The sequence below is a fragment of the Chryseobacterium sp. GM_Chr_2 genome (genome assembly GCF_026540445.1).
Classification (GTDB): domain Bacteria; phylum Bacteroidota; class Bacteroidia; order Flavobacteriales; family Weeksellaceae; genus Chryseobacterium.
On record NZ_JALNUD010000007.1, the window covers coordinates 139,437 to 163,437 of the forward strand.

The following is a 24,001-nucleotide window of genomic DNA, read 5'->3' on the forward strand; positions in this document are numbered from 1 at the left end:
TCATGGGAAAACTGGCGGCAAGAGCACTTATAGACCAGGCTGCTCATACAGGACCCATTACTTCAGGAAGTTTCAATGTACTTATCGGAGGTAAACCTGCAGCCCGAAAAGGAGATCCTGTTACTTGTTCATCTCACGGGGTCGCAAGCATTGTAGAAGGATCTTCGTCTGTTTTTATAAACGGAATTGCTGCGGCAAGAATGGGAGATAAAACAAGTTGCGGAACTCCTCCTCAGCCGGCTCCTGCGGGACCTGTCGGTGCTCCTGTAGATAATAATTTTTGGAGCATTATCCCTAATGATAAATTGAATAGTGATGGTACTATAGATCATAAATTAGAAGATAATCTGTCTTTAAAAGTTTTTGAAGCGTATGCCAATCGGGAAGATAAAACGAAGGACGGAAATTATGATTATGGAACATTAGGATTCAGTGTTTTTGAAATGAATGTAAAAGGCGATTATGAGCCTTTAGGAAAAGGGAATGGAGGAGTTGGCGGAAGTGCAGGTTTTTCAAAATATAAAGGAGAATTGAAAGGCGGCTTATATGGAAGCAACGGATTGTATGGCCTTGAAGGTGAAGGGAAAGCTTCAATGATGTCTGGTAATGCGGAAGGACATATAGGTAAAGAAGGAATCTGGTATAATAAAAGTGAATTAAAGGGAGATATTGCGTATATTGAAGGCAAAGCAGAAGCCAAGGTGTTTACCGGAGGTTCAGATAACAGATATGGCTTTCAGGGCGAACTTTCAGGGGATTTGGGGGCTGCAAAGGCTGATTATGAAGGGCAGTCAGATTTCTTAGGCATTTTAAAAACAAAAGCAAAAGTAGGTTTATCTGGTGGCTCGGCTGCGATTGGTGGGAAAGCTGGCTTTTATCTGGATACCGATGATTATGAAATCAGTGCCAATGTTGGGGGTAAAATTGCTGCTTTAATAGGGATAAAGGCCGATGTAGAAGTTACCCTTAGCGGAAAACCAATCGTTAATCTTTATACCTCCATCAAAGATTACTTTTTTCCTCCCATTGTAGAAGGTGTTATATTAACGGGTTGTCCCACAGTATTTATAGGTTAATTTTAATTATATGAAAATAATATTTTTAGTTTTTTTTATCGTGTTATCATTTTTTCTCATGTTTAAATCATCAGAAACTTTTGAAAAGAAAAAAATCATCATTTTTTGTGGTGTGGGCATTGGTCTTACCATTCTATTATTTATTATTAGCCCAGCCATTGTTTACGGAGTTTCGAAAATGGTATCTGTAGATATCAATTCAATAGATAAGATATTGAAATCCTTGTTTTTATCATTTTTATGTCTGTTCTTTCTTAATTTGTTTGTATTTCTCGTGGTAGAAAATATCATTAATTTCCTTACCGGTTTTCACCAAAATAATAATCAAGCTAATTTGGGCAGAAACCCTGTGAGATTTGCTGTAGAAAACAGATCAAAAATACTTACCATCGCCAAAATAGTCTTCTTTGTGCTTGGCCAGTGCTTACCGTTTTATGGAATTTGGATAGGCTCCAATAAATAAAAATAATATGAGAGGTAAATTAATTTTAGCCATTATTTTCTTTATACTTTCCATATTATCGATCTTAATGGTTTTTATTTTGAATGATACTGAAACACTGTTGAAAATACAACTGCCACTGATTATCTTATTCGGTTATTTATGGACAACTTTTGGAGTATCTTATATCTTTGATTTTATTATTTCTAAATCAGTTGTAAGAGGGCAGCAAAATCAGTCTCCATATAACCTTTTGTCGAAGTATTCTTTACTGATAAATGCCTTTATTTTTATTTTTTTTGGTATTTTAGCTACTGTAGCGATATTAATATTACTGTTATCCGAATTATAATGTAAAGTAAAATGATTGATAAAAATATTAATTACAGTTTTCCTGTAGAACAAACGTATGCAAAAGATTATCTTCAGGGAAATTTCTGGAAATGTCTCTATACCCATGGTGAAGAAAACTTGCATTATTGGGTTATTCTTCCAAATAATGTGAAACCCAATAAGCTGGAACCTTTTACAATAAATGACCTCTCATTAACGAATATCGGTCAGTATGTTCGTGAAAAAGAGGGGCCTTATCTTGAGGTTCAGGTAGCTTACGAACATTATGAGTTTGAAATGAATGCTTCAGACTGGTTGAAGAAGAAGCTAGCAATCATGGGAGAAGAAATTGTTGCAGAAAGAATTATAAAAGGAAAAAGTACGGGTAATTATATAGATGTTCTTTGCAAAAGAGAAATTGGAGGAAATGATATTGTTTCCCGCTATACCGTTTTGAAGGATTATAATAATAGAAAAGGAGGTGCAAACTATTTTTGTATAAAAGCAACCTGTGAAGCAAATGATTATGAAGAATTGAGCCACACCATCTTGCAGATTGTTACCAATTGGGATTTAATCAATAAATCAGACTGGCAAATGGCAGAACTTCTCACACCTTTTATGGATGAGCATATAGAGCCTGTAAAATTTTTCGTTCCTCAATCCTGGGATGCCAAGTTTAATAATAATTCTGATCACAATTTTGTTAATTATATTTTTGAACACACTATAGATGGAAAAAATAAAGGAGCTATCAATTCCTTTTTTTACAGAGTAGATGCCTTCCAAAATGTAGAAGATTTAATAAACTCACAGATTAGTCGTTTCACAATTATTAATGATTTAGAAATTAATTTATCTGAAATTAATGCGTTGGAAACCCACGAAATTCAAAATCCTCACATTGAAAATTTACATGATATTTCTGGAAATTTAGATTCTGAAAGTGAAAACTTCCATGCCAATTTTATTGCTGTGATTATTAAAACAAATATCGGATGGTACTATTTTGAATGTATTGGTCCAAAACCTAATTTGCAGAATAACTTTTGGGAAGTGAACAGAAGATGCCTTCAAATTATGATTAATTCTTTCAATAATTTGAATTTTGATACAAGAGATTAAAGAATTTTTGAAGTTATTTTAACACTTTTTTAAGCATTCAATCTGTGGCTTACTTTTAGGAAATACCTATCTTTAGTTTTCATTTTTTAATCACCAAAAAATATGGAAGCATACAATTTTGAAACAACCATTAAGCCCTTTTTTTGGGTAGCCTCAGAAAAAACTTTTTCAGTATGTTTAAATGCAGGAAGTTACAAACCGGATATTTTCGATTGGAGAAAAGATGAAGGTTTTGAAGGAAACGGCTACGATTGGGCATCTTTGGCAAAAGTTTTCTTAAACGAAAAGAAACCGGAAATTGCTGATGAAATAAAATTTGATCCCGAAGCAGATATGTTCTGCGCCTATTCCACCAATCCGGAAAAATTAAAAGAATTTGTGTTAGATTTTAAAAATATCTGTGAAGACGAATTAGCCATTCAGGATTTATTTTCCAGAGCAGAATTAGATTAAAATTTTATTTGAAGAAATATTGGAAGACCTCGATTTCGGGGTCTTTTTCTTTTTAAACACAAATCACACAAATATTTTCACAAATAAAGAAAAAAAATATCCATCCACATCAATAGAACTAGGCTTTCGCCAAAATATACTCTTATAGGCTCTTCCTTCATCAAAATGGCAACCCAAAACTTCAAAAACGACTTCGGAAAATGGAGCATTAAGAGAAATAGTTTTGTGAACGTCAAAAAAATTCTAGTGTTTGAAGCGCGAGCCAATTACCGAACCGAAGAACAAATTTTGAATTCGCGCAAGTTTAGAATTTTTAGAGAACAAAACTAATTTTTAGCGAAAGTTTCCAAGTCTTGAATTTTTGTTTCTTTTGTTTCAAGACAAAAGAAAAATATTTAATTAGAATTGAAGATTAGATTCTTTCAGAATGACAATTCAAACTATTATTAAATCCTGAATTTTTAATTCGACACAAAAGAAAAAGATAGAATCCTTATATTTGTTCCTTATGGAAAATATGGAGGCAATACAAGATAAAAGACTGTTTCTCATCGATGCTTATGCGATGATTTTCAGAGGATATTATGCATTAATCAGAAGTCCGAGGATAACGAGTACAGGAATAGACACATCTGCAATATTTGGTTTTACCAATTCTTTGATTGAATTGATCAGAAGAGAAAGACCCACGCATTTGGCTGTTGTTTTTGATGTCGGGCAGGCGAGTGTAAGAACTGAAGATTTTGCAGAATACAAAGCCAACAGAAGCGAAACTCCGGAAGCTATCAAGATTGCCGTTCCATATATTCACAGAATTTTGGAGGCAATGCACATTCCGTATTTGGGTGTTGAAGGCTATGAAGCGGATGATGTTATCGGAACCATTGCCTGCAAAGCTGAAAAAGAAGGCTATACTACGTTTATGGTAACTCCGGATAAGGATTTTGCCCAATTGGTGACCGATAAAATCAAAATGTATAAACCGGGCTTAAAAGGTGGCGATATTGAAATTTTAGGCGTAGAAGAAGTGAAGGCTAAATATGAAATTGATGATCCGAAACAGGTGATCGATTATTTAGCAATGATGGGAGATGCAGTCGATAATATCCCGGGATTAGATGGAGTTGGTGAAAAAACGGCGATGAAATTCCTGAAAGAATTCGGAAGTATCGAAAATCTTTTAGCCAATACCGATAAATTAAAAGGAAAACTAAAAGAAAAAGTAGAAGCTTCTGCAGAACGCGGAATTTTATCTAAAAAATTAGCCACTATTATCTGTGATGCTCCTATTGAATTCCACCAAGAACAATATGATCTGGAAACTCCTGATTTTGAACAGGCTAAGAAAGTTTTCGATGAAATAGAATTCACCCGATTATATGAAAATCTTTACCGAGCTTTTGCTCCGGCTGTTACCAAAGTTGTGGCAACAGAAGCAGAAGTAGCAGTTACGGAAACTACTCCTCAGCAGAAAGTAGCACAGGCTGTTGGCCAGCTCGATCTTTTTGCGACCTATGAAGAATTAGATCAGGCAACTTCCACAAAATCAACGATTGAAAAGAACGATCATTTGTATCAGTTCGTGGATAATCCAAAAGCTCAGAAAATATTAGTTCAGAATTTATTGCAGCAAAGAGCCGTTTGTTTTGATACAGAAACCACTTCTTTAAATGAGCTGGAAGCAGAATTGGTAGGAATGAGTTTTTCATATAAAAAAGGATTGGCGTATTATATTCCCTTACCGGAAGATCAGGGTGAAGTATTGCAGACGTTGGAAATTTTCAGACCTTTTTTCGAAAAAGAAGACTTGCTGAAGATCGCCCACAATTTAAAATATGATTATAAAGTCCTTCAGAAATATAATATCACGGTGAAAGGAGCAATGTTCGACACCATGATTGCGCATTACCTTTTAAATCCGGATGGCAGACACGGGATGGATTATCTTTCAGAAGTATATTTAAATTATAAGCCAGTTTCCATCGAAACTATTATCGGCAAAAAAGGAAAAAAACAGGGGAATTTCAGAGACGCAGATCTGAGAACCCAAACCGATTATGCTGCCGAAGATGCAGACGTAACTTTTCAGTTGTATGAGCTGTTTGCACCTCAGTTGAAAAAAGAAAATTTAGAAGAATTATTCTTCAATATTGAAATGCCATTGATGGAAGTTTTAGCTAAAATGGAACTTTCAGGAATTTCTCTGGATGAAAAATGGCTGGCTCAGGAAAGTATTGATTTAGAGAATGATTTAAAACAATTGGAATCTAAAATATTCGAACTTTCCGGTGAAGAATTTAATATGAACTCGCCAAGGCAGTTGGGAGATATTTTGTTTGATAAAATGCAACTTGACCCGAAGGCGAAAAAAACCAAAACAGGGCAGTACGCGACTTCGGAAGATGTGTTGCAAAAATTAGCTTCAAAACACGAAATCATCCAACATATTCTGGAATACAGAACGTATCAAAAGTTGAAATCTACTTACGTTGATGCATTGCCTTCTCAGATTGAAAAAACGGATAATCGCGTTCATACCAACTTTTCACAAACTACGGCAGCAACAGGTCGTTTGGCGAGTGTAAATCCGAATTTGCAGAATATTCCGATCCGTACATTAAGAGGTCAGCAAATTCGTGGAGCATTTGTTTCGGGTGAAGGAAAGAAAATTATTTCTGCCGATTATTCACAGATCGAACTTCGTTTGATTGCTGAAATTTCCGGTGAAGATAATATGATTAAAGCCTTCCAGCAAGGTGAAGATATTCACGCTTCTACGGCGGCGAAATTGTTTAAAATTCCGTTGGAAGAAGTTTCCAAAACACAGAGAAGTCAGGCAAAAACGGTCAACTTCGGAATTATTTACGGACAGGGAGCTTTTGCATTGGCAGAACAAACCGGATTATCGAGGACGGAAGCCAAACAGATGATCGAAGCATATTTTGAGACTTATCCTAAACTAAAGGAATACATGGCGGAGCAGGTACAAAAAGCCCGTCAGCAAGGCTATGTAGAAACATTATTAGGCAGAAAACGTCATTTGAAAGATATCAATTCTAATAATTTCGTCGTGAGAGGTCACGCGGAAAGAAATGCCGTAAATGCCCCGGTTCAAGGAAGTGCAGCAGATGTGGTGAAAATGGCGATGATTAAAATTCAGAAAGAGCTTGAAAAAGAAAAATTACAGACCAAAATGTTGCTTCAGGTGCATGACGAATTAATTTTTGAAGCCCCAATCGATGAGGTTGAAGTGGCAAAAAATATCATCAAAACAGAAATGGAAAATGCTGTTGAAACACAAGTTCCGCTTTTAGTGGAAGTTGGAGTAGGAAATAACTGGCTGGAAGCGCATTAGAAATTAAGAGAGCCACGAAGTGGAGACTTATATCAGGATAGGATGCCAATCCTATCAAATCAAAAAAGAATAATTTATTCACAATAACGAAAAAACTTCCACGAAAGGTGGAAGTTTTTTTATGTCTTTACATCAAAAACAATGAAATGAGGTAATTGATTATTATCAATCGTATCTTCAACTATTTTTGGAAAAAGCTTTGTTATAGGTTCTAATTGGAGAGGTGTTTTAGAGTAAAGCTGAAAACTTGCAGGAAAAACATCTTCTTCAAATAGATCGCCTTCCTCAACTCCTAATTCTTTTTTTGCATTATTTTTTGCGTCTTCTTTAGAAATATATTGGATGCTTGTCAAATCATAATTTTTCTTAAGATAATGTTCCAGTTTCTCTTTATCTTGTTTCGTTATTTTATCTAAAAGAAAGATATTGTATTTATAACTTTCAGGTTCTTTCATTTGAATTTTAACGAGATATTTAGAATCTTTTTTAAGGTCTAAATCACTTTTAATGAAGCTTTTTAAATCCTCAAAGCTGGTCTGTACAGAGGTTATTTGCTTTGCCGGATCCAACTGAATAGTTTCGCCTTTTGCAAAACCATAAGTGGTAAATGCAACAATATCAGGGGCTTTTACCGTCTCTTTAGAATTCTCTTTAACTGTTTTTTGATAGATATCTTCTTTAATTTTATTCCAACCATCATTTTGTGCGATCAGTAAATTGGAAAATAAGAGTAAGAATAAAGCGAGTTTTTGCATTTTTTATGTAAAAGTAATTCAATTCAAAAAAATAAAAATAATTTTCAAGATAAATTTTTCATTGAAAGATAAATAATATATGCTTTTATAAAAGAAATATTTAGTTTTAATAAAAAATATTTTTGATTTTAAGATTGTAGATTTAAATCGAGAGTAAGAGTTTGGTTTTCATTTTGTTGGTGTTATTTGGAGGTTAAAAAATTAATCTTAAGTTTGTAAAAAAAACACGTAAAATAAAACTGATGAGAATAATTAAACTCGCACTGTTTCTGGTGCTTTCACTTTCAGCGATTTGTTCCTTAATTGTTGCATGCAATGGAACTGATACTGTGTATGTTTCTGAAACCACACCCTCCCAAACTTTGGCATCAAAAAAATGGAAAACAACCATTGTAAAAGATGCTAATGGCGCCGATGTTACGGCATCCAATATGAGTTTTGTAGGTAATGCGGAATATAAGATGGATGGAACCTATATCATCACCAATTTTGATGGTTCGGTGAGATCAATTGGCGATTGGTCGATAACTGCAGATGGTAAAAGAAGAATTTTAGTTGGAAAAAATACAAATGGTTCGGGTGAAATTATTTTTACGCGAATTGTAGATATCGTTACATTAACGCCGTCACTTTTTATCTATTCCATTACGGTGAATGGACAAAAACTGACCGTAGAACATATTCCTTTATAGTTGAAGGAACATATTGGTTTTACAAGAAAACTTCCGCTGAAAGGCGGAAGTTTTTACATTTTTATTCTTCGATCATTCGAATTATTGCAATATCATCGGTTGGCTTCAAACCATAATGATTTTCAAGTTTTTTTACTTTCATATTCAGCATTTCATAAGAAGAATTATTCGCTTTGTCAATCAATAAATCATGTAACGGATCAATCGAATCTTCATGATCAGTCCTTTTTATTTTCGAAAAAGTCAATATTCCATCTGTTGAAATAGAAAGGTCTTTAATATCATTAAAAAATATTTTTTGAGTCTGATTATTATACCAACCATCAAAATTTTCTTTTAAATGAAATCCTAAATAATCGGGTTTGTTATCTTGATTAAAATCAAATATTTCTCCGTCAATAGATACTATTCCGTCGCCAATCGTAATTGCAATACCTTGCTTTTTTTTCTTGTGATAAAGCACAATGATTAGCGTTGTTAGTAATTCTTTTTCATCCAGTAAAAGTTGATTTTTTACCAAAACGAGTTCTTTAAAAAGACTTTTTAAAATTTCCTGAAGTTCAAGATCTGCGTTAAAATTTATTAGAGACTTTTCGTATAATTCTCTGTAACTTATTTCTGTTGCAATTTTTCTTAAAATTTTACAGACCAATGTTGATGCAAAATGACTTTCCATAGCGGTCGTACATCCGTCCATAACCGCCATTATAATCCTGTCGTTTCCAACATTTTTTATTACTAAAGCATCTTCACATTGATTGGTATGATAATCACCAATTTGTATTGTAGAGTATATTTTCATTTAAAATTCATATTCAATCCCGCCAATATAGGTCAGCGAGAAGAAATCATTTTCTACGGAAACAGGCTTAGGAACTTGTCCGCCGCTTACAAATACTAAAGAATTAATATCAAAATCAGGATTAATTTCATTCAATCTGTTAATCAAGATGGGCAACCATTGCTCTGCAAAAGAATAGTTGGCAAATTTTTCATAAATACTCACATTGCCATCTTCAAAACCATATTCTATTAAATCCTGATCAAACCAAATAGTATCCTGTGTTTCTGCAAATTTTGATACAAAAACATCATCAGAATCTTCTTCGAGATAAAATTTTTCATCCTCTTCCACAAAATCATAAAAATCTTCTTCACTGTTGAAATTTCCTACCCAAAAATCTAATATCCCTGTATTCATAATTATTTTAAACTTTATTGAAAAATCAAAGGTATAATAATATTTTAAGCTAAAAAACAAAATACATTGAACTATTTTTGAAATAAATATTTCAAAATTTCATTTACTGACTCTGATTCTTTTTTTGAAATCTGAGTGCATTCAATATTATATTCGCCAGATTTTTTCTTAGAGTAAATATAATTTTCAAGCCAAGATTTACCTTGTAAATGAAGAAATTTTTGATCGAGTGGTGGACCTATTTCATAACGAAATTCAGAATGGCAGCTCAAACAGTTATTTTCATAAGCAACAATTCCAGGTGGATGATTTTTGTTTGTAAATTCTTTAAAATTAAATTCAAATGAAGATTTTCGTGTAGAATTTCCTAGTTGGATCGTTTTATAGATATCCAAAACCTCTTGAATATTTCCTTTCTTATTAAATATATACAATCCATTTGTGGAGTCTACTTTTGGAATGTACATTGAAGCAAAACCAACTTTCGGATCTTTAGAAACTTCCAAAATAACTTCTCTTTCATTGATGGTAACTTGTTTGAAGAGATTATTTTGTATGGATTGCTTGTATATTTTTGGATTGTACATTCCATATTCAATCCAAATGGTATCCCCATCTTTTGAAAGATAAGAAAAATAAGAATCTATGCCCTTCAATTTTGTAAATTTCCAATCGGAAGAATATTCAAATTTTACTTTTCCAACCTCAAATTTGTTCAATGAAATATTTTCTTGTTTTGCGCAAGATACAAGGAATAATAAGATTAAAGTAAATAAAAGGCGATTCATGTTTTTTGACTATATGCAGAAATAATGAAAGTTAAGAATCAACCATAAAATGAAATTCTCTTTCCCAATTCACTTTCCTTAATCGTTTTTTCCAACCTTGACAACCTCGTTTTTTCCTGTTTTGCACTCGTAATCCAATGTAAAATGACCTTTTTATAAGACGGTGCCTGACTATTGAAAAATTCCCATGCTTTTTCATTGGCTTTAAATTGCTTTTCGTAGTTAGGATAAAGCGTAGCCAACTCTTTTTCATGAGAATAAATGGCAGATCTCTCAGGGTTTCTTAATTCAAAAGCTTTCAAACCTTCAGGTCTCATCAATCCGGATTTTGTGAGTTCTTCCATTTTTTTGATATTGACGGCACTCCAAATGCTCGTTGATTTTCTTGGTGTGAAACGGATGCTGTAACTTTCATGATCGATAGACTTTCTCACACCGTCAATCCAGCCAAAACATAAAGCCTGATCGACAGATTGCGACCAATTCATAGAAGGTTTTCCGCTTCCCACTTTATAAAAACCAACCAGCAATTCCTTTTCAAGATGATGATTTTTCTCAAGCCATTTTCTGAATTTTTCCGGTGTTTCAAAAAAATTGGCGGTCTGTTGATTATTGGGCATAATTTTTTATTTTTTCTTTCAATCTGTTTTCCAAATATTCGTTTCCACCACGAAGTTCATTTAAAATAATAATAGCTTCTGCTTTATAATTTTTTATTTTTTCCTCAGACCAGTGAAGAGGAGGAGGTTGAAGATTGGTAATTCGATCTGCCAATTTTACAGCCCACACTTCTGAAGGTTGTTGTTTGATTCTTTGCAGGCTGTCCATCATTTTTTCATCTTTTTTAAGGTCTGAATTTTTTGTTAAAGCTAAAACTCCTTCAGCCACCTGTTTTCCAAAATGATGTTGAAGTTCTTCCAATGTTGTATTGGTATCTTCCAAACAATCATGAAGCAAGGCAAGCTGTATTGCAAATTCAAGATTAAAATGAGGTGACTTCTCGAAAGCGACCAAAATTTCCATCGCAACATTGCTTATATGAACAACATAAGGTAGGTTGGTTCCCGGAATTGTCTGATTTTTATCGGTATGCTTTTGGGCTGCAAACTTGATGGTTTCCTGATAAATGGTTTGGATTGATGTCATCTTTTAAAGATAATAAATTTTGAGGTAATCAATAAAAAAAGTGAAAATCTTGTAAAATTGAAATCATTATTTTTTTAATTAAAACTTAAAAAGTAAGTGTACTTAATTTGTAAATTTGTGGATTCTAAAAGAAAAATACCTAATGAAGCAGATTTTGACCTTGATGTTATTCTTTATTTCTAATTTATTTTTTTCGCAGGAACTAGACAGTATAGAAGTTGATACTCTTATTGTGGAAGATTCTGTGGCTTTACCGAAAAAAAATAGCATTGGAAGACAGCTGGTAGTAGATGGAAAACAAATCGTGAATAATATTGCCCAAAGTTATCTGAGCCCTCTTTCTTGGGAAAAGAAAAACTGGGTAGATTTGGGCGGTGTGGCTTTAGGAACCGTTATTTTTTATTCTGTGGATCATGATACCAGTAAATTTTTTAGGGAAAGAAGGGACAAAGTTCCTAATGTGATCCAAAAATTCGGTGACTATTTTGGTGGCCCGCAAAATAATTATGGAATAACAAGTGCCATTTACCTTACCGGACTTTTTACTAAGAATGATAAAATCCGGGATACGGGTGTTTTAATGATTTCTTCGGCAACTACAGCGGGACTGTTACAAACTTTTTCAAAAACATTAGTTGGAAGAGCAAGACCGGGAACGGAGAAGGGAAAATTTTACTTCAAACCCTTCAGTGGTGATGCCGATTACAGATCTTTTCCGTCTGGGCATACGGTTTTGGTGGCAACGACCATGTTTTCATTGGCAAAACAGTTTTCAAATCCTTGGGTAAAAGCAGGTATTTACAGCGTTGGAATAATTACGCCTTTATCCAGAGTTTGGGATGGCGCTCATTTTTTCTCTGATGTGTTTCTAAGTGCTGCAATCAGCTATTTTGTGGTAGAAGGAACTTATAAATATATGCATAGAAAAAAAGATAAAGCACCCGGAAAAATTGCATGGAAACTGAATATGTCTCCTAATATGATTGGGCTGAATGGTGTTTTTTAATTTGACTATCTCATTCTTCGGAACTTTACCATCAAAAGAATTTTCTAAATCTCTATTTTGAGTTAATAATTCAAGATTAACAAATAACTAAGCGATTGGCAACACAAAATAAAATGTACTTCCCAGATTCGGCGAACTTTTTACTCCAATTTCGCCATGTTGTTTTTCAATAAAATTTTTGGAAATTGCTAAACCTAAACCTGTTCCGTTCTGATGTTCACCGGGAACCTGAAAATAACGGTCAAAAATCTGACGGTGATATTTTTCATCAATCCCTTTTCCTGTATCTGTAATGCTAAATTTTATTTTTGAATCAATTTTCTCAACTAAAATTTGAATATTTTCATCCTGAAAAGAATGTTTTATGGCGTTGCTTAGGAAATTATTCATTACCCAAACGGTTTTGTCAAAATCTGCTGAAACAAAATCGTTATCATTCAACAAAATTTGAGTATTGATTGAAATATTTTTCTGTTCGGCGAGTTTTTCAATATTTTTTACGGCAGTCTGAACAATATCTTTTGGTGAACAATTTTCAATATTCAAACGGATATTTCCTGTTTCAACTTGAGATAAATTTAGCAATTCTCCTGTTATATCCAATAAACGCTGCCCGTCTTCATTGATGCTGTTTAATAATTCCAATTGCTGCTCGTTCAATGTTCCAAATTTTTGATTTCCTAATAACTGAACACCCATTTTCATTGACGAAATTGGCGTTTTTAATTCATGAGAAATCGTAGCAATAAAATTGGTTTTCGCAAAATCAAGCTCTTTGAAAGGGGTAATATTTCTAAGCAAAATTACTTTTCCGATGTATTTTTTTTCTTTTTCTCCTGTCTTTACAATATTAATCGGAATGATATCCTGCTCGAAATAATTTTCTTTATTTTCTGAAACAATCTTAATAGGATCTTTTTGAGGATGGTCGATATTTTTCAATAATTCCCTTACCAAATCATTATTTACAGCAACTTCATGAACTGTTTTTCCTATAATTTCGTCTTTATTTAAATTGGTAATTTTCAAAGCCTCATCATTAATCATGTAAATGAAATGATTTTCGTCTAAGCCAATCACGGCATCGTGCATATTGTTCACCAAAGTTTCGATGCGTTTTTTATCCATCAATTGCTTGGAAAGTGTACTGCTTTCGTATTCCTGAAGCTTTTCGGCCATTACGTTGAAGGAATTTGCAAGGTCATTAAATTCTTCACTTCCTTTAAAATGAACCCTTTCGTTGTAATTTTTATTCGCAATTTGCCGTATACTGAAAGTCAGTTGATTGATTGGTTCTGCAATCGTTTGAGGAAGATTAAACAGCAAAGTAACAGCAATCAAAAAGCAGATCGTTCCCAAACAGGCAATCCAGAAAGTTGCATTTTCGGCGGTGATGATGGCGATGTCACTTTTTCGCTCGATGCCTTTCATGTTCAACGACATAATTTTAACCAAATCTTCACGAATTAGTTTTTCTTTTTCAGGTGAAGGTTGTTGGAGATAACTGTTGAAATGTAGGTTTAAATTTTGAGTAGCTTCTTTCTCTCCAAATTCAGTTAAATTTTTTTCCTGTAAAATATTATTTTTCTTAAAATCTTTAATCGCAATGGCACTGTCGGTTTTTATTTTATCTAAAGCCAAAAGCATATTTTGGGAGAATTCCAGACTGTTGTAATTGGCGGTAAGAATTTTTTCGGTATCAGATTTTAATTTGTTGATGTACACAGAGCCAATCACCGACAGTAAAACGATCAGCACAAATAAAAGACCTACTCCGAGTGTGAGTTTTGTTTTTAATTTCATTGTGTTTTAAGATAAAATAATAATGTCGATTTGTCTTTCATTCAATCGGTTCATTAAGGTGTAAATCCAGCTATAGCCAAAAATTCTCTGCAAAATATGAGCATGAGGTTTTCCGATACAAACGGTTGTGATATTGTGTTCGATCACATAATCCAAAATTCCTTTATGGATGCTGTTTTCCTTCAATCGAATTACTTTTGCTCCCAATTCTTGTGCTAAATTAAAATTATTAATTAAGAAACGTTGCTTGTTCAATGCAATTTTTTCAGGATTTTCAGAGGGCTTCTGAATGTATAATACCGTCCACGGACTGTTGTAATAACTTGCTAATCTTGCTGTTTTTCGGATAATATTTTTCGCTATTTTTTCATTACTGCTTATACAGGCGAGAAATTTTATAGGTTTAAAATTTTCCGTTTTGATTTCTGTTTCAACTTTTCGTTCAACGTGAGTGGCGACTTCTTTTAAAGCCAGTTCACGAAGCTGTAAAATATGTCCGCTTTGGAAGAAATTATTTAAAGCAGTCTGAATTTTTTCCTTTTTGTAAATTTTACCTTCTTTCAATCGTGTTAAAAGTTCATCGGCGGTCAAATCAATATTCACTACTTCATCGGCTATGGCTAAAATTTTATCGGGAACACGTTCAGAAACTTCAATTCCTGTTATTTTTTTAACTTCTTCATTTAAACTTTCAATATGCTGAATATTCATCGCACTGATGACATTGATTCCGTTATCCAGAATTTCCAGAACATCCTGCCATCGTTTTTTATTTTTTGAACCTTCGATGTTAGAATGCGCCAATTCATCCACGAGAACAACTTCGGGATGAATATTGATAATGGCTTGAAGATCCATTTCCTCCAGATTTTTACCTTTATAAAAAGAAGACCGTCTCGAAATTTCAGGAATTCCTTCAACCAAAGCTTCGGTTTCTTCTCTTTTATGGGTTTCAATGTAACCGATTTTTACATCAATTCCATTCCGTAACAAAGCATGAGCTTCCTGAAGCATACGAAAAGTTTTTCCTACACCTGCACTCATTCCGATGTAAATTTTGAACTTTCCCTTCCGAGATTTCTGAATGAGTTTTAAAAAATGTTCTGCTTCTTTTTTTTCTGAATTCATATTTTTTAAACGCAAAGAGCTCAAAGATTCTCTTTTGACAAATATGCTGTTTTTAGGTTAGCAAAGGCGTTTCACTCAGCAAAGGCTAAAACGACATAGGAAACGAAAGCGTTAAGAAAATAAATGATGCGAACGTTAAGAAAATTCTACTGTTTGAGCGCGGGACAAAAATTTATTAATAAATCAGTGTTAAATCCGCGCGAGTTTTAGAATTTTTAGAGAGTATTATTATTTTTAGCCTTTCGTTTCCAAGTCTTGAACTTTTGTTTCTTTTGTTTTAAGACAAAAGAAAATGATCAATTTTTAATCTAACTATAATCTAAACATCACAGCCAAAGTCAATCTGCTGTCCGATTTTCTCAAATCCGGTCTCCAGGAATCAACAGGCGTGTCGATCCATCCATCCGGACTTGTCGTTCCTCCAGGTCCTGCGAAATAAGGAATATTACTTTTTCTGAATCCATATTCCAATCTGAAAGTTACGAATTGATTGGGCATTAAATCAACGGTTGCAGTTCCTTGAAACATTTTTAATTTTTCGCCTTTTGCTAAAGCATCATTAAAATCATTATTAGCAACAGGAGAAGGGGAGAACGCAAGATAAGCTCCCGGATTTGAAACCGCATCTCCTCTCAATGTCAGAGCAATTTTGTTATGATGGAACCAAAGTCTGTTGGCAATCGAAGTTCCGATCATATAATTGTCTTTTGCCTTCAAGCCGCCACCACTCTGAAATCCGTAATGGTTGTTGATACTAAACGCCGCTTGTGACAATCCGTTACTTTCCTTATTGTGGTAATATCTTGCAACAATGCTGTGGTCATGGTGAAAACGACGAACATCAGGATTGTTTCTCGTGTCTTTTCCATTTAAATAAAAATTCGCAACCAATTGTAGATTTTCATTCGGGCGGTAATAATTAGAAACCCCTAATCCAAGACCTTTATTCCATGAATTGTAGGTTTGCCATCCGTTCAACACCCAAAGTTCAACCTTATATTTTTTCGAAGGATAAGCTTGAACTCTCGCTCCCTGAAAATAGAAAGGCGTAAAATCGCACGGCAAACTTCTCTGATAATTCCAGTTTTCACCTAAAACATAGCTTTCCAAACCGATATAACTCATAAAAATTCCGGCTTCGACATTCAAACCGTGCATTACGTTGAAATGATAACCAGCCGCCGCTTCTCTGATGTTTTTTAAATTATTTACATTCGTATTTTTACCATGATTCACCGTTCCATCCAAATCCTGAACGATAGAACCCATCTGTCCGAACTGAAGCCACAAACGACCAATCATGTTTTTGTAATTCGTTTCTAATCCGATACTTGCCATATTGATGGTGAATTCATTCGAACGTCCAATCGCGGAAGAAACTGTGTGTGTATTATCTTTCGGATTTCGGAAATCGTAGTTGTAATAGGCATCGACATAAGTTACACCCGTTAAAATCGTTTCTCCGTCTTTATCTTTTAGAGTTAAAGGAAAATCTGTCTGGCGATTTTGACCATTAATCCAAGTCAAATCGTATCCGTCAAAAGGGATTTTAGAATCATTTGTTTTTAAAGAATCTTTAGGTTGCAGGGAAATAGAATCTTGTTTGATTTCCTGAGCTTTGATAGGATTTAAAGCAAATAATCCGAATAAACAAATAGCCTGAATAGTTGTTGATTTCATTATATAAATATTGATAACAGTTAAATTTTAAAGCGTTATGCAATCGACTTAGGAGTTGGAGGCGTTAAGAAAATTAATTCTGTGAACGTTAAGAAAATTCTACTGTTTGAGCGCGGGACAAAAAATTATTAATAAACGAAATGTTGAATCCGCGCGAGTTTTAGAATTTTTAGAGAACAGAAATAATTTTTAGCCGACAAATCCAAGTCTTGAACTTTTGTTTCTTTTGTTTTAAGACAAAAGAAATTATCGAAGTTGATCCAAAGCAATATTCAATTTCAAGACATTCACTTTAGATGGCCCAAAAACAGAAGTTTCCGTTTGATTTTTAATTAAATTTTCTAATTTTTCTATAGAAATATTTCTAATTTTTGAAACTCTTTTAATTTGATATAAAGCACCTTCCGGAGAAATGTCTGGGTCGAGACCGCTTCCGCTTGCCGTTACCAATTCTACGGGAACTTTTACATTTTGCATTTTTGGATTTTGAATTCGTAAAGTGTCAATTCTCTTTTGAACAATTTGCAAATATTCTTCATTGCTGGGGCCTTTATTGCTTCCTGCACTTCCTGCGGCGTTGTAATTCACTGCAGAAGGGCGACCGTGAAAATATTTTGGAGAAGTAAAACTCTGTCCAATGTTTGCGTAGAATTTCTGCCCTTTATAATTGATGATTTCAGCATTTCCCTGTGTTGGTAAAACTTTAGAACCTGCGTAAACAATACCTAAATAAATTCCAACGATAACAAGCATAACAAGTGTCAATCTTAATGCTGATAGAATATGATTTTTCATTTTGAGTAAATTTTTGAATTAATTGGATGGAAGATGGGAGAGGGATGATGGAAGTTAAAATATTACGTTATCAACTTCCAGCCTCCAGCTTCAAACTCCCAGCTTTTAAAAGAACAAACTGATAAACAAGTCGATCAATTTTATTCCGATGAATGGAACAATAATTCCGCCTAAACCGTAAATCAAAAGATTTCTTCTTAACAATGCACTTGCTCCGATCGGTTTGTAAGCAACGCCTTTCAATGCTAATGGAATTAGAAAAGGAATAATAATCGCATTAAAAATAATCGCCGATAAAATTGCAGATTCCGGACTGTGAAGATTCATGATATTCAGCTTTTGAAGTGCGGGAATAAATGTGATAAACAATGCCGGAATTATGGCAAAATATTTAGCAACATCATTCGCAATACTAAAAGTTGTCAACGTTCCGCGAGTCATTAATAACTGTTTCCCGATTTCTACGATTTCAATTAATTTCGTCGGATCATTATCCAAATCCACCATATTTCCGGCTTCTTTGGCAGCCTGAGTTCCGCTGTTCATTGCAACGCCGACATCAGCTTGGGCTAGAGCAGGAGCATCATTCGTTCCGTCGCCCATCATCGCCACCAATTTTCCTTCCTGTTGCTCTTTTTTGATGTAATTCATTTTATCTTCAGGTTTGGCTTCGGCAATAAAATCATCAACACCGGCTTTTTCTGCAATAAATTTTGCGGTTAAAGGATTATCGCCCGTCACCATCACGGTTTTCACACCCATTTTTCTCAGTCTTTGAAAACGTTCCTGAATTCCTGTTTTGATGATATCCTGAAGTTCAATCACGCCCCAAACCTGCTCATTTACGGAAACCACTAATGGAGTTCCGCCATTTTCAGAAATTTTAGTCGTGGCTTCCTGAGTTTCTGGAGGGAAAATATTTCCGGCTTTTTCTGTTAGCTTTTTAATCGTATCATAGGCTCCTTTTCGGATTCTTGTGTTTTCAAAATCAATACCTGAAGTTCTGGTTTCAGCCGTAAAATCGATATAAACCGGATTGGGAACGAGTAAATCTTCGGATTTTAGCTGGCTTAATTCTATAATGGATTTTCCTTCCGGTGTTTCATCGGCAACAGAACTCAATGCCGAAGCTTTTATAAATTCATCAAGCTGAATTCCGTTGGAAGGATGAAATTGGGTTGCTTTACGGTTTCCAATCGTAATAGTTCCTGTTTTGTCAAGAAGCAAAACATCGATGTCTCCCGCTGTTTCAACAGCTTTACCGCTTTTTGTGATGACGTTGGCTCTCAAGGCTCTGTCCATTCCTGCGATTCCGATTGCAGAAAGCAGACCGCCAATCGTTGTGGGAATCAAACAAACGAAAAGTGATATAAATGCCGCAATGGTAATTGGCGTCTGCGCATAGTCTGCAAAGGGTTTTAAAGTAACTGTAACGATTATGAATGTAAGGGTAAACCCTGCTAAAAGTATGGTTAATGCGATTTCGTTGGGTGTTTTTTGTCTTGAAGCACCTTCTACAAGGGCAATCATTTTATCTAAGAAAGATTCTCCGGGTTTGGTAGTCACTTTCACTTTTATTCTGTCGGAAAGTACTTTTGTACCGCCAGTTACCGAACTTTTATCGCCTCCCGCTTCACGGATTACGGGTGCGCTTTCTCCTGTGATGGCAGATTCGTCAATCGTTGCTAAACCTTCAATAATTTCCCCATCCATAGGGATTTGATCACCTGCTTCGCAAAGAAAAATATCGCCCAGTTTCATGTCGGCAGATTTTTTTAAAACTGTTTCTACCTGAAATCCCTGTTTGTTGTCTACAACTACTTTTGCGGGCGTTTCTTCACGGGTTTTTCTTAATGTGTCTGCTTGTGCTTTTCCTCTTGCTTCAGCGATAGCTTCGGCAAAATTTGCAAATAAAACGGTGAAAAATAAGATGATAAATACTAAAAAATTATAACTGAAGCTGCCTTGTGATTTATCACCGGTTAAGCTGAATAAGCTTACGATAAACATCACCACTGTTCCGATTTCTACCAAGAACATGACAGGATTTTTAAACATGATTTTCGGATTCAGTTTTACAAAAGACTGTTTAATCGCTTCGTTTACCAAATCTTTTTGAAACAATGTCTGGGATTGATTTTTCATTTTTTGAAAGAGTTATATCATTGGAAATCAATATGACCATTAAGACAAACTAAATTTTGAAGTATTAAATGGATAATATTATTAGAGTATGAAAAGTGATGCTGTTTCTTAATCTAATTTGCTTAATGGTTTACTATTGATTTTTAATTGTTTGGAAAATTTCATTTATGCTAAGCTTAGTCATAATCATTACCAAATAGTATTAGCGATGTCATGCTGAGCTTGTCGAAGCATCTTTTTTTTGATTTGAATTATTTTCTAAACCATTAAGATTTATTTAAGGAGTTAAGCTTGAATTAAGAAAATATTCAAAGAATATTTTAAACTTAATAATTTGATTAGTTTAATATTCTTAACTTCTTAAATCTCCTTAATGGTTAATTATTTAATTTTATTTAGAAAAATATTGAAGCTGTTCCGCAATTGGCCCTAAAGTCAACGCTGGGAAGAAAGACAATGCAGCAATCAAAAGAATCACAGCTAAAGTCATGAATCCAAAAGTTGCCGTGTCTGTTTTCAGTGTTCCCGAACTTTCCGGAATGTATTTTTTCTGGGCTAATAATCCTGCAATCGCAACCGGACCGATGATCGGGATAAATCTTGATAACAGCAAAACAATTCCTGTCGAAATATTCCACCAAGGCGTATTGTCGCCCAAGCCTTCAAATCCGGAACCGTTGTTGGCGGAAGATGAAGTAAATTCATATAACATTTCACTGAAGCCATGAAAGCCGGGATTATTCAAGGTTTTTGTTCCAAATTCAGGAAAATAAGCTGTTAAAGCAGTTCCAACAAGAATTAGGAACGGGTGAAATAAAGCGACGATCATCGCAATTTTCATTTCCTTGGCTTCAATTTTTTTACCTAAAAATTCAGGCGTTCTTCCGACCATCAAACCACTGATAAATACGGCCAAAATGATGAAAATGAAATAATTTAAAATTCCGACTCCGCAACCTCCGTAAAAACAGTTGATCATCATGGCTAAAAGTTCATTCATTCCTGAAAGTGGCATGGTGCTGTCGTGCATTGCATTTACGGAGCCTGTTGAAATCACTGTTGTAGCAATGCTCCAATACGCTGAAGCTGCACTTCCGAAACGGATTTCTTTGCCTTCCATTGCACCAAGATGAGGGTCGGTTCCCATTTGAGTAATTAATGGATTTCCATGAGTTTCATTAATGATATTCGGAATGGTTAATGCAAGAAAACCGATGGTCATTACTGTAAAAATTGTCCATGAGAGTTTTCTTTTCTTTAGATAAAATCCAAGTGCAAAAACCAATGCAAACGGAATAATCATTTGAGTAACCATTTCGGTCATATTCGTCAGATAATTCGGATTTTCAAGCGGATGAGCCGAGTTAGTTCCGAAAAATCCGCCTCCGTTTGTTCCTAAATGCTTAATCGCAATAAAAGCCGCCGCCGGACCTCTGGAAACATCAACTTTCTGACCTTCCAAAGTCGTGATATGATCTTTGCCTTCAAAAGTCATCGGACTTCCATTAGAAGAAAGAATAAAGGCAACAACAATACTGATCGGAACCAAAATTCTGATCATTGATTTGGTGAAAAAATCGTAAAAATTGCCTAATTCTGTCGTTGTTTTATCTTTAAATGCTTTGAAAAGCACCGCCATTGCAGCCATTCCTGTGGCCGCGGTTACGAATTGCAAAAACATTAAATATAATTGACTTAAATAAGAAACGCCTGTTTCTCCCGAATAATGCTGTAAATTACAATTTACCAAGAAAGAAATTGATGTATTAAAAGCCAAATCAGGCGACATATTCGGGTTTCCATCGGGGTTTAAAGGAAGCCAGGATTGATTTAACAAAATAAAAAATCCGATGATAAACCAAACAATATTAATGGTTAACATCGCAAACATATTCTGCTTCCAGGTCATTTGTCTGTTGGGGTTGATACCTGAGATTTTATAAATGAAATTTTCAACGGGCTGAAAAATTTTATCTAAAAAAGTCTTTTTATAACCATAAATATTAGCAATATATTTTCCTAAGAAAATACCAATAACCAATGTAATGGCGAACATTGTGATAATGCCTAAAATTTCTGTATTCATGATTTTTGATTAAAATTTTTCAGGTTTCATTAAAACATAGCAGATGTACACAAAGGCGAGTATCGAAAGGAAAAATAAACTCCACATAATTTTTTATATTTTATCAAAAAATTCAACGGATTTGTATAACATCCAAAATAATACGACACATAGAAGGATTAAACTTACCAACATCATAACGCAACGATTAAGGTTAACACAGTGAAGATTACATACGAAATCATCAGCAAGCTCAGCTTTGAGTGCTCACGTTTTTTGAACGTTTTTCTTGAAATTGACATTTTTAAAATATTTTATTCTAAATCGATAATGCCAAAAGAAAGTCCAATTTGTTAATTTGTAGTGTAAGTAATTTTGTAATAGTTAGTTATGGGTTTTTGATGTTATGCCAGAAAATAGAAAAGCCTATCAAAATGATAGGCTCGTTATTAAAATGATAGGATTGTATTTTTAAACCGTTAAGTTTTTATTTAAGGAGTTTAGAATATTTAAAATGAGCTTCGCTTTAAGTAAAAACTGAATTTATTAAAGCTTAATAAAACTTAACTTCTTAAATAAACCTTAATGGTTTGATTTTAAAATTTATCTCAAATCATATTCTTCCAATTTGCGATACAATGTTGCAATCCCGATTTCAAGCAATCTTGCCGCTTCTGCTTTGTTGCCTTTTGTATATTGTAAAACTTTTAAAATATGTTCTCTTTCTAAGGATTTTATACTTAAAGAATCTTTTTCTGTAGAAATTTTTTCAGTATAATGAGGTAAACTTTCAATGTCTAAAATACTGTCATTCATTAAGATTAAACTTCTTTCAACCGTATTTCTAAGCTCACGAATATTTCCTTTCCAGTCGTTTTTTTCTAAGGTTTTATAATATTCCGGCGTTACATTAACATTGGAAATATGCAGTTTTTGTGAGAAAACATCAACGAAATTTTTAGCCAAAGCCTTCAAATCTTCTTTCCTTTCACGAAGCGCAGGAAGCCGGATTTCAAAAATATTTAATCTAAAATAAAGATCTTCACGAAAATGCCCTTGTTTAATTTCTTCTTCCAGATCACGGTTTGTTGCAGCAATTAACCTGAAATCTGATCTTGAAACTTTGGTTTCACCCATTTTGATGAACTCTTTGGTTTCTAAAACCCGTAATAATTTTGCCTGAAGTTCTATTGGCATTTCACCAATTTCATCTAAAAATAAAGTTCCGCCATTGGCTTCTTCTATCAAACCTTTTTTGTCTTTTATAGCTCCCGTAAAGGCTCCGGCTTTATGTCCGAAAAGTTCGCTTTCCAAAATTTCTTTACTAAAAGCAGAACAGTTGATTGCCACAAAATTATTTTTCTTTCTTTCGCTTCCTTCATGAATAGCGTTCGCAAAAACTTCTTTTCCGGTTCCTGTTTCGCCGGTCAAAAGGACGGTTGCATCGGTTAAAGCGACTTTTTCAGCGAGTTTTTTAGCCTGAAGAATTAACGGGGAATTTCCGATAATGGTTTCAAATCCTTTTTGATAAGAGCTTTTCTGAACAATTTTAGATTTATTATCCTTTACTTTTTCCAAAGCTTTATACACCAACGGAATAATTTTCTCGTTATCGTCACCTTTTACTAAATAATCGTAAGCTCCATTTTTCATAGCCTGAACTGCATCGGTAATATTTCCGAAAGCAGTCATTAAAATGATTTCCAAATGAGGATGTTTTGTTTTAATAGATTTTATAAGATCAACGCCGAATGCATCAGGAAGTCGAACGTCGCTCAAAACAACATCAAATTCGTATTGTTCGAGCATCGTCATTGCAGAACGTGCGGTTGAGGCTTCTTTTACGTTAAAATTTTCTTGGGAAAGGATCATTCCTAATAATTTTAGGAGCTTGATCTCGTCATCGATGATCAGTATGTTTCCGTGCATGGTGTAATATTTTGGAAAACTTCTGCAAACTTAGAGAATTATTTTGGATAAATAAGGTTGGAGTGTTTTAGAGTTGTAGGGGGG

At 34.2% G+C, this 24,001-nt stretch carries 21 protein-coding genes; 8 read left to right on the top strand and 13 right to left on the bottom strand.

Annotation, left to right across the window (positions count from 1 at the left end):
* The first annotated feature begins 2 nt into the window (after positions 1-2).
* The 6 genes from OXQ85_RS12555 (at position 3) to polA (ending at position 6,784) form a co-directional block, all read left to right on the top strand.
* Positions 3-1,076, top strand: a complete 1,074-nt coding sequence (locus OXQ85_RS12555; RefSeq protein WP_267405017.1) for a PAAR domain-containing protein — start codon at positions 3-5, stop codon at positions 1,074-1,076.
* A gap of 10 nt (positions 1,077-1,086) precedes the next feature.
* Positions 1,087-1,539, top strand: a complete 453-nt coding sequence (locus tag OXQ85_RS12560) for a hypothetical protein (RefSeq protein ID WP_267405018.1) — start codon at positions 1,087-1,089, stop codon at positions 1,537-1,539.
* Between the two features lie 7 nt (positions 1,540-1,546).
* Positions 1,547-1,870, top strand: a complete 324-nt coding sequence (locus OXQ85_RS12565; RefSeq protein WP_267405019.1) for a hypothetical protein — start codon at positions 1,547-1,549, stop codon at positions 1,868-1,870.
* A gap of 11 nt (positions 1,871-1,881) precedes the next feature.
* Positions 1,882-2,976 carry a hypothetical protein gene (locus OXQ85_RS12570; protein ID WP_267405020.1) on the top strand — a complete coding sequence of 365 codons (1,095 nt, stop codon included), beginning with the start codon at positions 1,882-1,884 and terminating at the stop codon, positions 2,974-2,976.
* Between the two features lie 102 nt (positions 2,977-3,078).
* Positions 3,079-3,429 carry an immunity 51 family protein gene (locus OXQ85_RS12575; protein WP_267405021.1) on the top strand — a complete coding sequence of 117 codons (351 nt, stop codon included), beginning with the start codon at positions 3,079-3,081 and terminating at the stop codon, positions 3,427-3,429.
* Positions 3,430-3,946: 517 nt separating this feature from the next.
* Positions 3,947-6,784, top strand: a complete 2,838-nt coding sequence (gene polA / locus OXQ85_RS12580; protein WP_267405022.1) for a DNA polymerase I — start codon at positions 3,947-3,949, stop codon at positions 6,782-6,784.
* Between the two features lie 119 nt (positions 6,785-6,903).
* On the opposite strand, the gene OXQ85_RS12585 is transcribed toward polA, so the two are convergent.
* Positions 6,904-7,539, bottom strand: coding sequence for a permease-like cell division protein FtsX (locus OXQ85_RS12585; RefSeq protein ID WP_267405023.1), 636 nt, complete (start codon positions 7,537-7,539; stop codon positions 6,904-6,906).
* 242 nt (positions 7,540-7,781) lie between these two features.
* Between OXQ85_RS12585 and OXQ85_RS12590 the strand changes: the two genes are divergently transcribed.
* Positions 7,782-8,231 (top strand): DUF4822 domain-containing protein, encoded by a 450-nt coding sequence (locus OXQ85_RS12590; RefSeq protein ID WP_267405024.1) that lies wholly within the window; start codon positions 7,782-7,784, stop codon positions 8,229-8,231.
* A 61-nt stretch (positions 8,232-8,292) separates the two neighbouring features.
* On the opposite strand, the gene OXQ85_RS12595 is transcribed toward OXQ85_RS12590, so the two are convergent.
* The 5 genes from OXQ85_RS12595 to OXQ85_RS12615 all read right to left on the bottom strand — a co-directional run bounded on the left by OXQ85_RS12595 (position 8,293) and on the right by OXQ85_RS12615 (position 11,366).
* Positions 8,293-9,033 (bottom strand): protein phosphatase 2C domain-containing protein, encoded by a 741-nt coding sequence (locus tag OXQ85_RS12595; RefSeq protein WP_267405025.1) that lies wholly within the window; start codon positions 9,031-9,033, stop codon positions 8,293-8,295.
* A complete protein-coding gene (locus tag OXQ85_RS12600) occupies positions 9,034-9,432 on the bottom strand; it encodes an immunity 22 family protein (protein ID WP_267405026.1) in 399 nt (132 codons plus the stop codon).
* Positions 9,433-9,503: 71 nt separating this feature from the next.
* The gene (locus OXQ85_RS12605; protein ID WP_267405027.1) at positions 9,504-10,151 is read right to left on the bottom strand and encodes a hypothetical protein; all 648 of its coding nucleotides are present in this window, start codon (positions 10,149-10,151) and stop codon (positions 9,504-9,506) included.
* A gap of 107 nt (positions 10,152-10,258) precedes the next feature.
* Positions 10,259-10,840, bottom strand: a complete 582-nt coding sequence (locus OXQ85_RS12610; protein ID WP_267405028.1) for a YdeI/OmpD-associated family protein — start codon at positions 10,838-10,840, stop codon at positions 10,259-10,261.
* A complete protein-coding gene (locus tag OXQ85_RS12615; RefSeq protein WP_267405029.1) occupies positions 10,830-11,366 on the bottom strand; it encodes an HD domain-containing protein in 537 nt (178 codons plus the stop codon). Before OXQ85_RS12615 ends, OXQ85_RS12610 begins: the two co-directional genes overlap by 11 nt.
* Before the next feature lie 142 nt (positions 11,367-11,508).
* On the opposite strand from OXQ85_RS12615, the gene OXQ85_RS12620 reads away from it, so the two are divergent.
* The gene (locus tag OXQ85_RS12620; RefSeq protein ID WP_267405030.1) at positions 11,509-12,372 is read left to right on the top strand and encodes a phosphatase PAP2 family protein; all 864 of its coding nucleotides are present in this window, start codon (positions 11,509-11,511) and stop codon (positions 12,370-12,372) included.
* Positions 12,373-12,459: 87 nt separating this feature from the next.
* Here OXQ85_RS12620 and OXQ85_RS12625 read toward each other — a convergent pair whose 3' ends face one another.
* The 7 genes from OXQ85_RS12625 to OXQ85_RS12655 all read right to left on the bottom strand — a co-directional run bounded on the left by OXQ85_RS12625 (position 12,460) and on the right by OXQ85_RS12655 (position 23,917).
* Positions 12,460-14,175 (bottom strand): ATP-binding protein, encoded by a 1,716-nt coding sequence (locus OXQ85_RS12625; RefSeq protein ID WP_267405031.1) that lies wholly within the window; start codon positions 14,173-14,175, stop codon positions 12,460-12,462.
* Between the two features lie 6 nt (positions 14,176-14,181).
* Positions 14,182-15,303 (bottom strand): sensor protein KdpD, encoded by a 1,122-nt coding sequence (locus OXQ85_RS12630; protein ID WP_267405032.1) that lies wholly within the window; start codon positions 15,301-15,303, stop codon positions 14,182-14,184.
* A gap of 312 nt (positions 15,304-15,615) precedes the next feature.
* Positions 15,616-16,983, bottom strand: a complete 1,368-nt coding sequence (locus OXQ85_RS12635) for an outer membrane beta-barrel protein (protein ID WP_267405033.1) — start codon at positions 16,981-16,983, stop codon at positions 15,616-15,618.
* A gap of 246 nt (positions 16,984-17,229) precedes the next feature.
* The gene (kdpC, locus tag OXQ85_RS12640) at positions 17,230-17,778 is read right to left on the bottom strand and encodes a K(+)-transporting ATPase subunit C (RefSeq protein ID WP_267405034.1); all 549 of its coding nucleotides are present in this window, start codon (positions 17,776-17,778) and stop codon (positions 17,230-17,232) included.
* A 105-nt stretch (positions 17,779-17,883) separates the two neighbouring features.
* Positions 17,884-19,923, bottom strand: coding sequence for a potassium-transporting ATPase subunit KdpB (kdpB, locus tag OXQ85_RS12645; RefSeq protein WP_267405035.1), 2,040 nt, complete (start codon positions 19,921-19,923; stop codon positions 17,884-17,886).
* Positions 19,924-20,314: 391 nt separating this feature from the next.
* The gene (gene kdpA / locus OXQ85_RS12650; protein WP_267405036.1) at positions 20,315-22,009 is read right to left on the bottom strand and encodes a potassium-transporting ATPase subunit KdpA; all 1,695 of its coding nucleotides are present in this window, start codon (positions 22,007-22,009) and stop codon (positions 20,315-20,317) included.
* Between the two features lie 582 nt (positions 22,010-22,591).
* Positions 22,592-23,917, bottom strand: coding sequence for a sigma-54 dependent transcriptional regulator (locus tag OXQ85_RS12655; RefSeq protein WP_267405037.1), 1,326 nt, complete (start codon positions 23,915-23,917; stop codon positions 22,592-22,594).
* Between the last annotated feature and the right edge of the window lie 84 nt (positions 23,918-24,001).

Bases quoted from the DNA above. Each gene is read 5' to 3' on its own strand.
- OXQ85_RS12655 (WP_267405037.1), bottom strand. From the start codon at position 23,917: ATGCACGGAAACATACTGATCATCGATGACGAGATCAAGCTCCTAAAA.
- OXQ85_RS12600 (WP_267405026.1), bottom strand. From the start codon at position 9,432: ATGAATACAGGGATATTAGATTTTTGGGTAGGAAATTTCAACAGTGAA.
- OXQ85_RS12620 (WP_267405030.1), top strand. From the start codon at position 11,509: ATGAAGCAGATTTTGACCTTGATGTTATTCTTTATTTCTAATTTATTT.
- OXQ85_RS12585 (WP_267405023.1), bottom strand. From the start codon at position 7,539: ATGCAAAAACTCGCTTTATTCTTACTCTTATTTTCCAATTTACTGATC.
- polA (WP_267405022.1), top strand. From the start codon at position 3,947: ATGGAGGCAATACAAGATAAAAGACTGTTTCTCATCGATGCTTATGCG.
- OXQ85_RS12570 (WP_267405020.1), top strand. From the start codon at position 1,882: ATGATTGATAAAAATATTAATTACAGTTTTCCTGTAGAACAAACGTAT.
- OXQ85_RS12625 (WP_267405031.1), bottom strand. From the start codon at position 14,175: ATGAAATTAAAAACAAAACTCACACTCGGAGTAGGTCTTTTATTTGTG.
- OXQ85_RS12610 (WP_267405028.1), bottom strand. From the start codon at position 10,840: ATGCCCAATAATCAACAGACCGCCAATTTTTTTGAAACACCGGAAAAA.
- kdpB (WP_267405035.1), bottom strand. From the start codon at position 19,923: ATGAAAAATCAATCCCAGACATTGTTTCAAAAAGATTTGGTAAACGAA.
- OXQ85_RS12615 (WP_267405029.1), bottom strand. From the start codon at position 11,366: ATGACATCAATCCAAACCATTTATCAGGAAACCATCAAGTTTGCAGCC.
- OXQ85_RS12635 (WP_267405033.1), bottom strand. From the start codon at position 16,983: ATGAAATCAACAACTATTCAGGCTATTTGTTTATTCGGATTATTTGCT.
- OXQ85_RS12590 (WP_267405024.1), top strand. From the start codon at position 7,782: ATGAGAATAATTAAACTCGCACTGTTTCTGGTGCTTTCACTTTCAGCG.
- OXQ85_RS12595 (WP_267405025.1), bottom strand. From the start codon at position 9,033: ATGAAAATATACTCTACAATACAAATTGGTGATTATCATACCAATCAA.
- OXQ85_RS12555 (WP_267405017.1), top strand. From the start codon at position 3: ATGGGAAAACTGGCGGCAAGAGCACTTATAGACCAGGCTGCTCATACA.
- OXQ85_RS12565 (WP_267405019.1), top strand. From the start codon at position 1,547: ATGAGAGGTAAATTAATTTTAGCCATTATTTTCTTTATACTTTCCATA.
- kdpC (WP_267405034.1), bottom strand. From the start codon at position 17,778: ATGAAAAATCATATTCTATCAGCATTAAGATTGACACTTGTTATGCTT.
- OXQ85_RS12630 (WP_267405032.1), bottom strand. From the start codon at position 15,303: ATGAATTCAGAAAAAAAAGAAGCAGAACATTTTTTAAAACTCATTCAG.
- OXQ85_RS12560 (WP_267405018.1), top strand. From the start codon at position 1,087: ATGAAAATAATATTTTTAGTTTTTTTTATCGTGTTATCATTTTTTCTC.
- OXQ85_RS12575 (WP_267405021.1), top strand. From the start codon at position 3,079: ATGGAAGCATACAATTTTGAAACAACCATTAAGCCCTTTTTTTGGGTA.
- kdpA (WP_267405036.1), bottom strand. From the start codon at position 22,009: ATGAATACAGAAATTTTAGGCATTATCACAATGTTCGCCATTACATTG.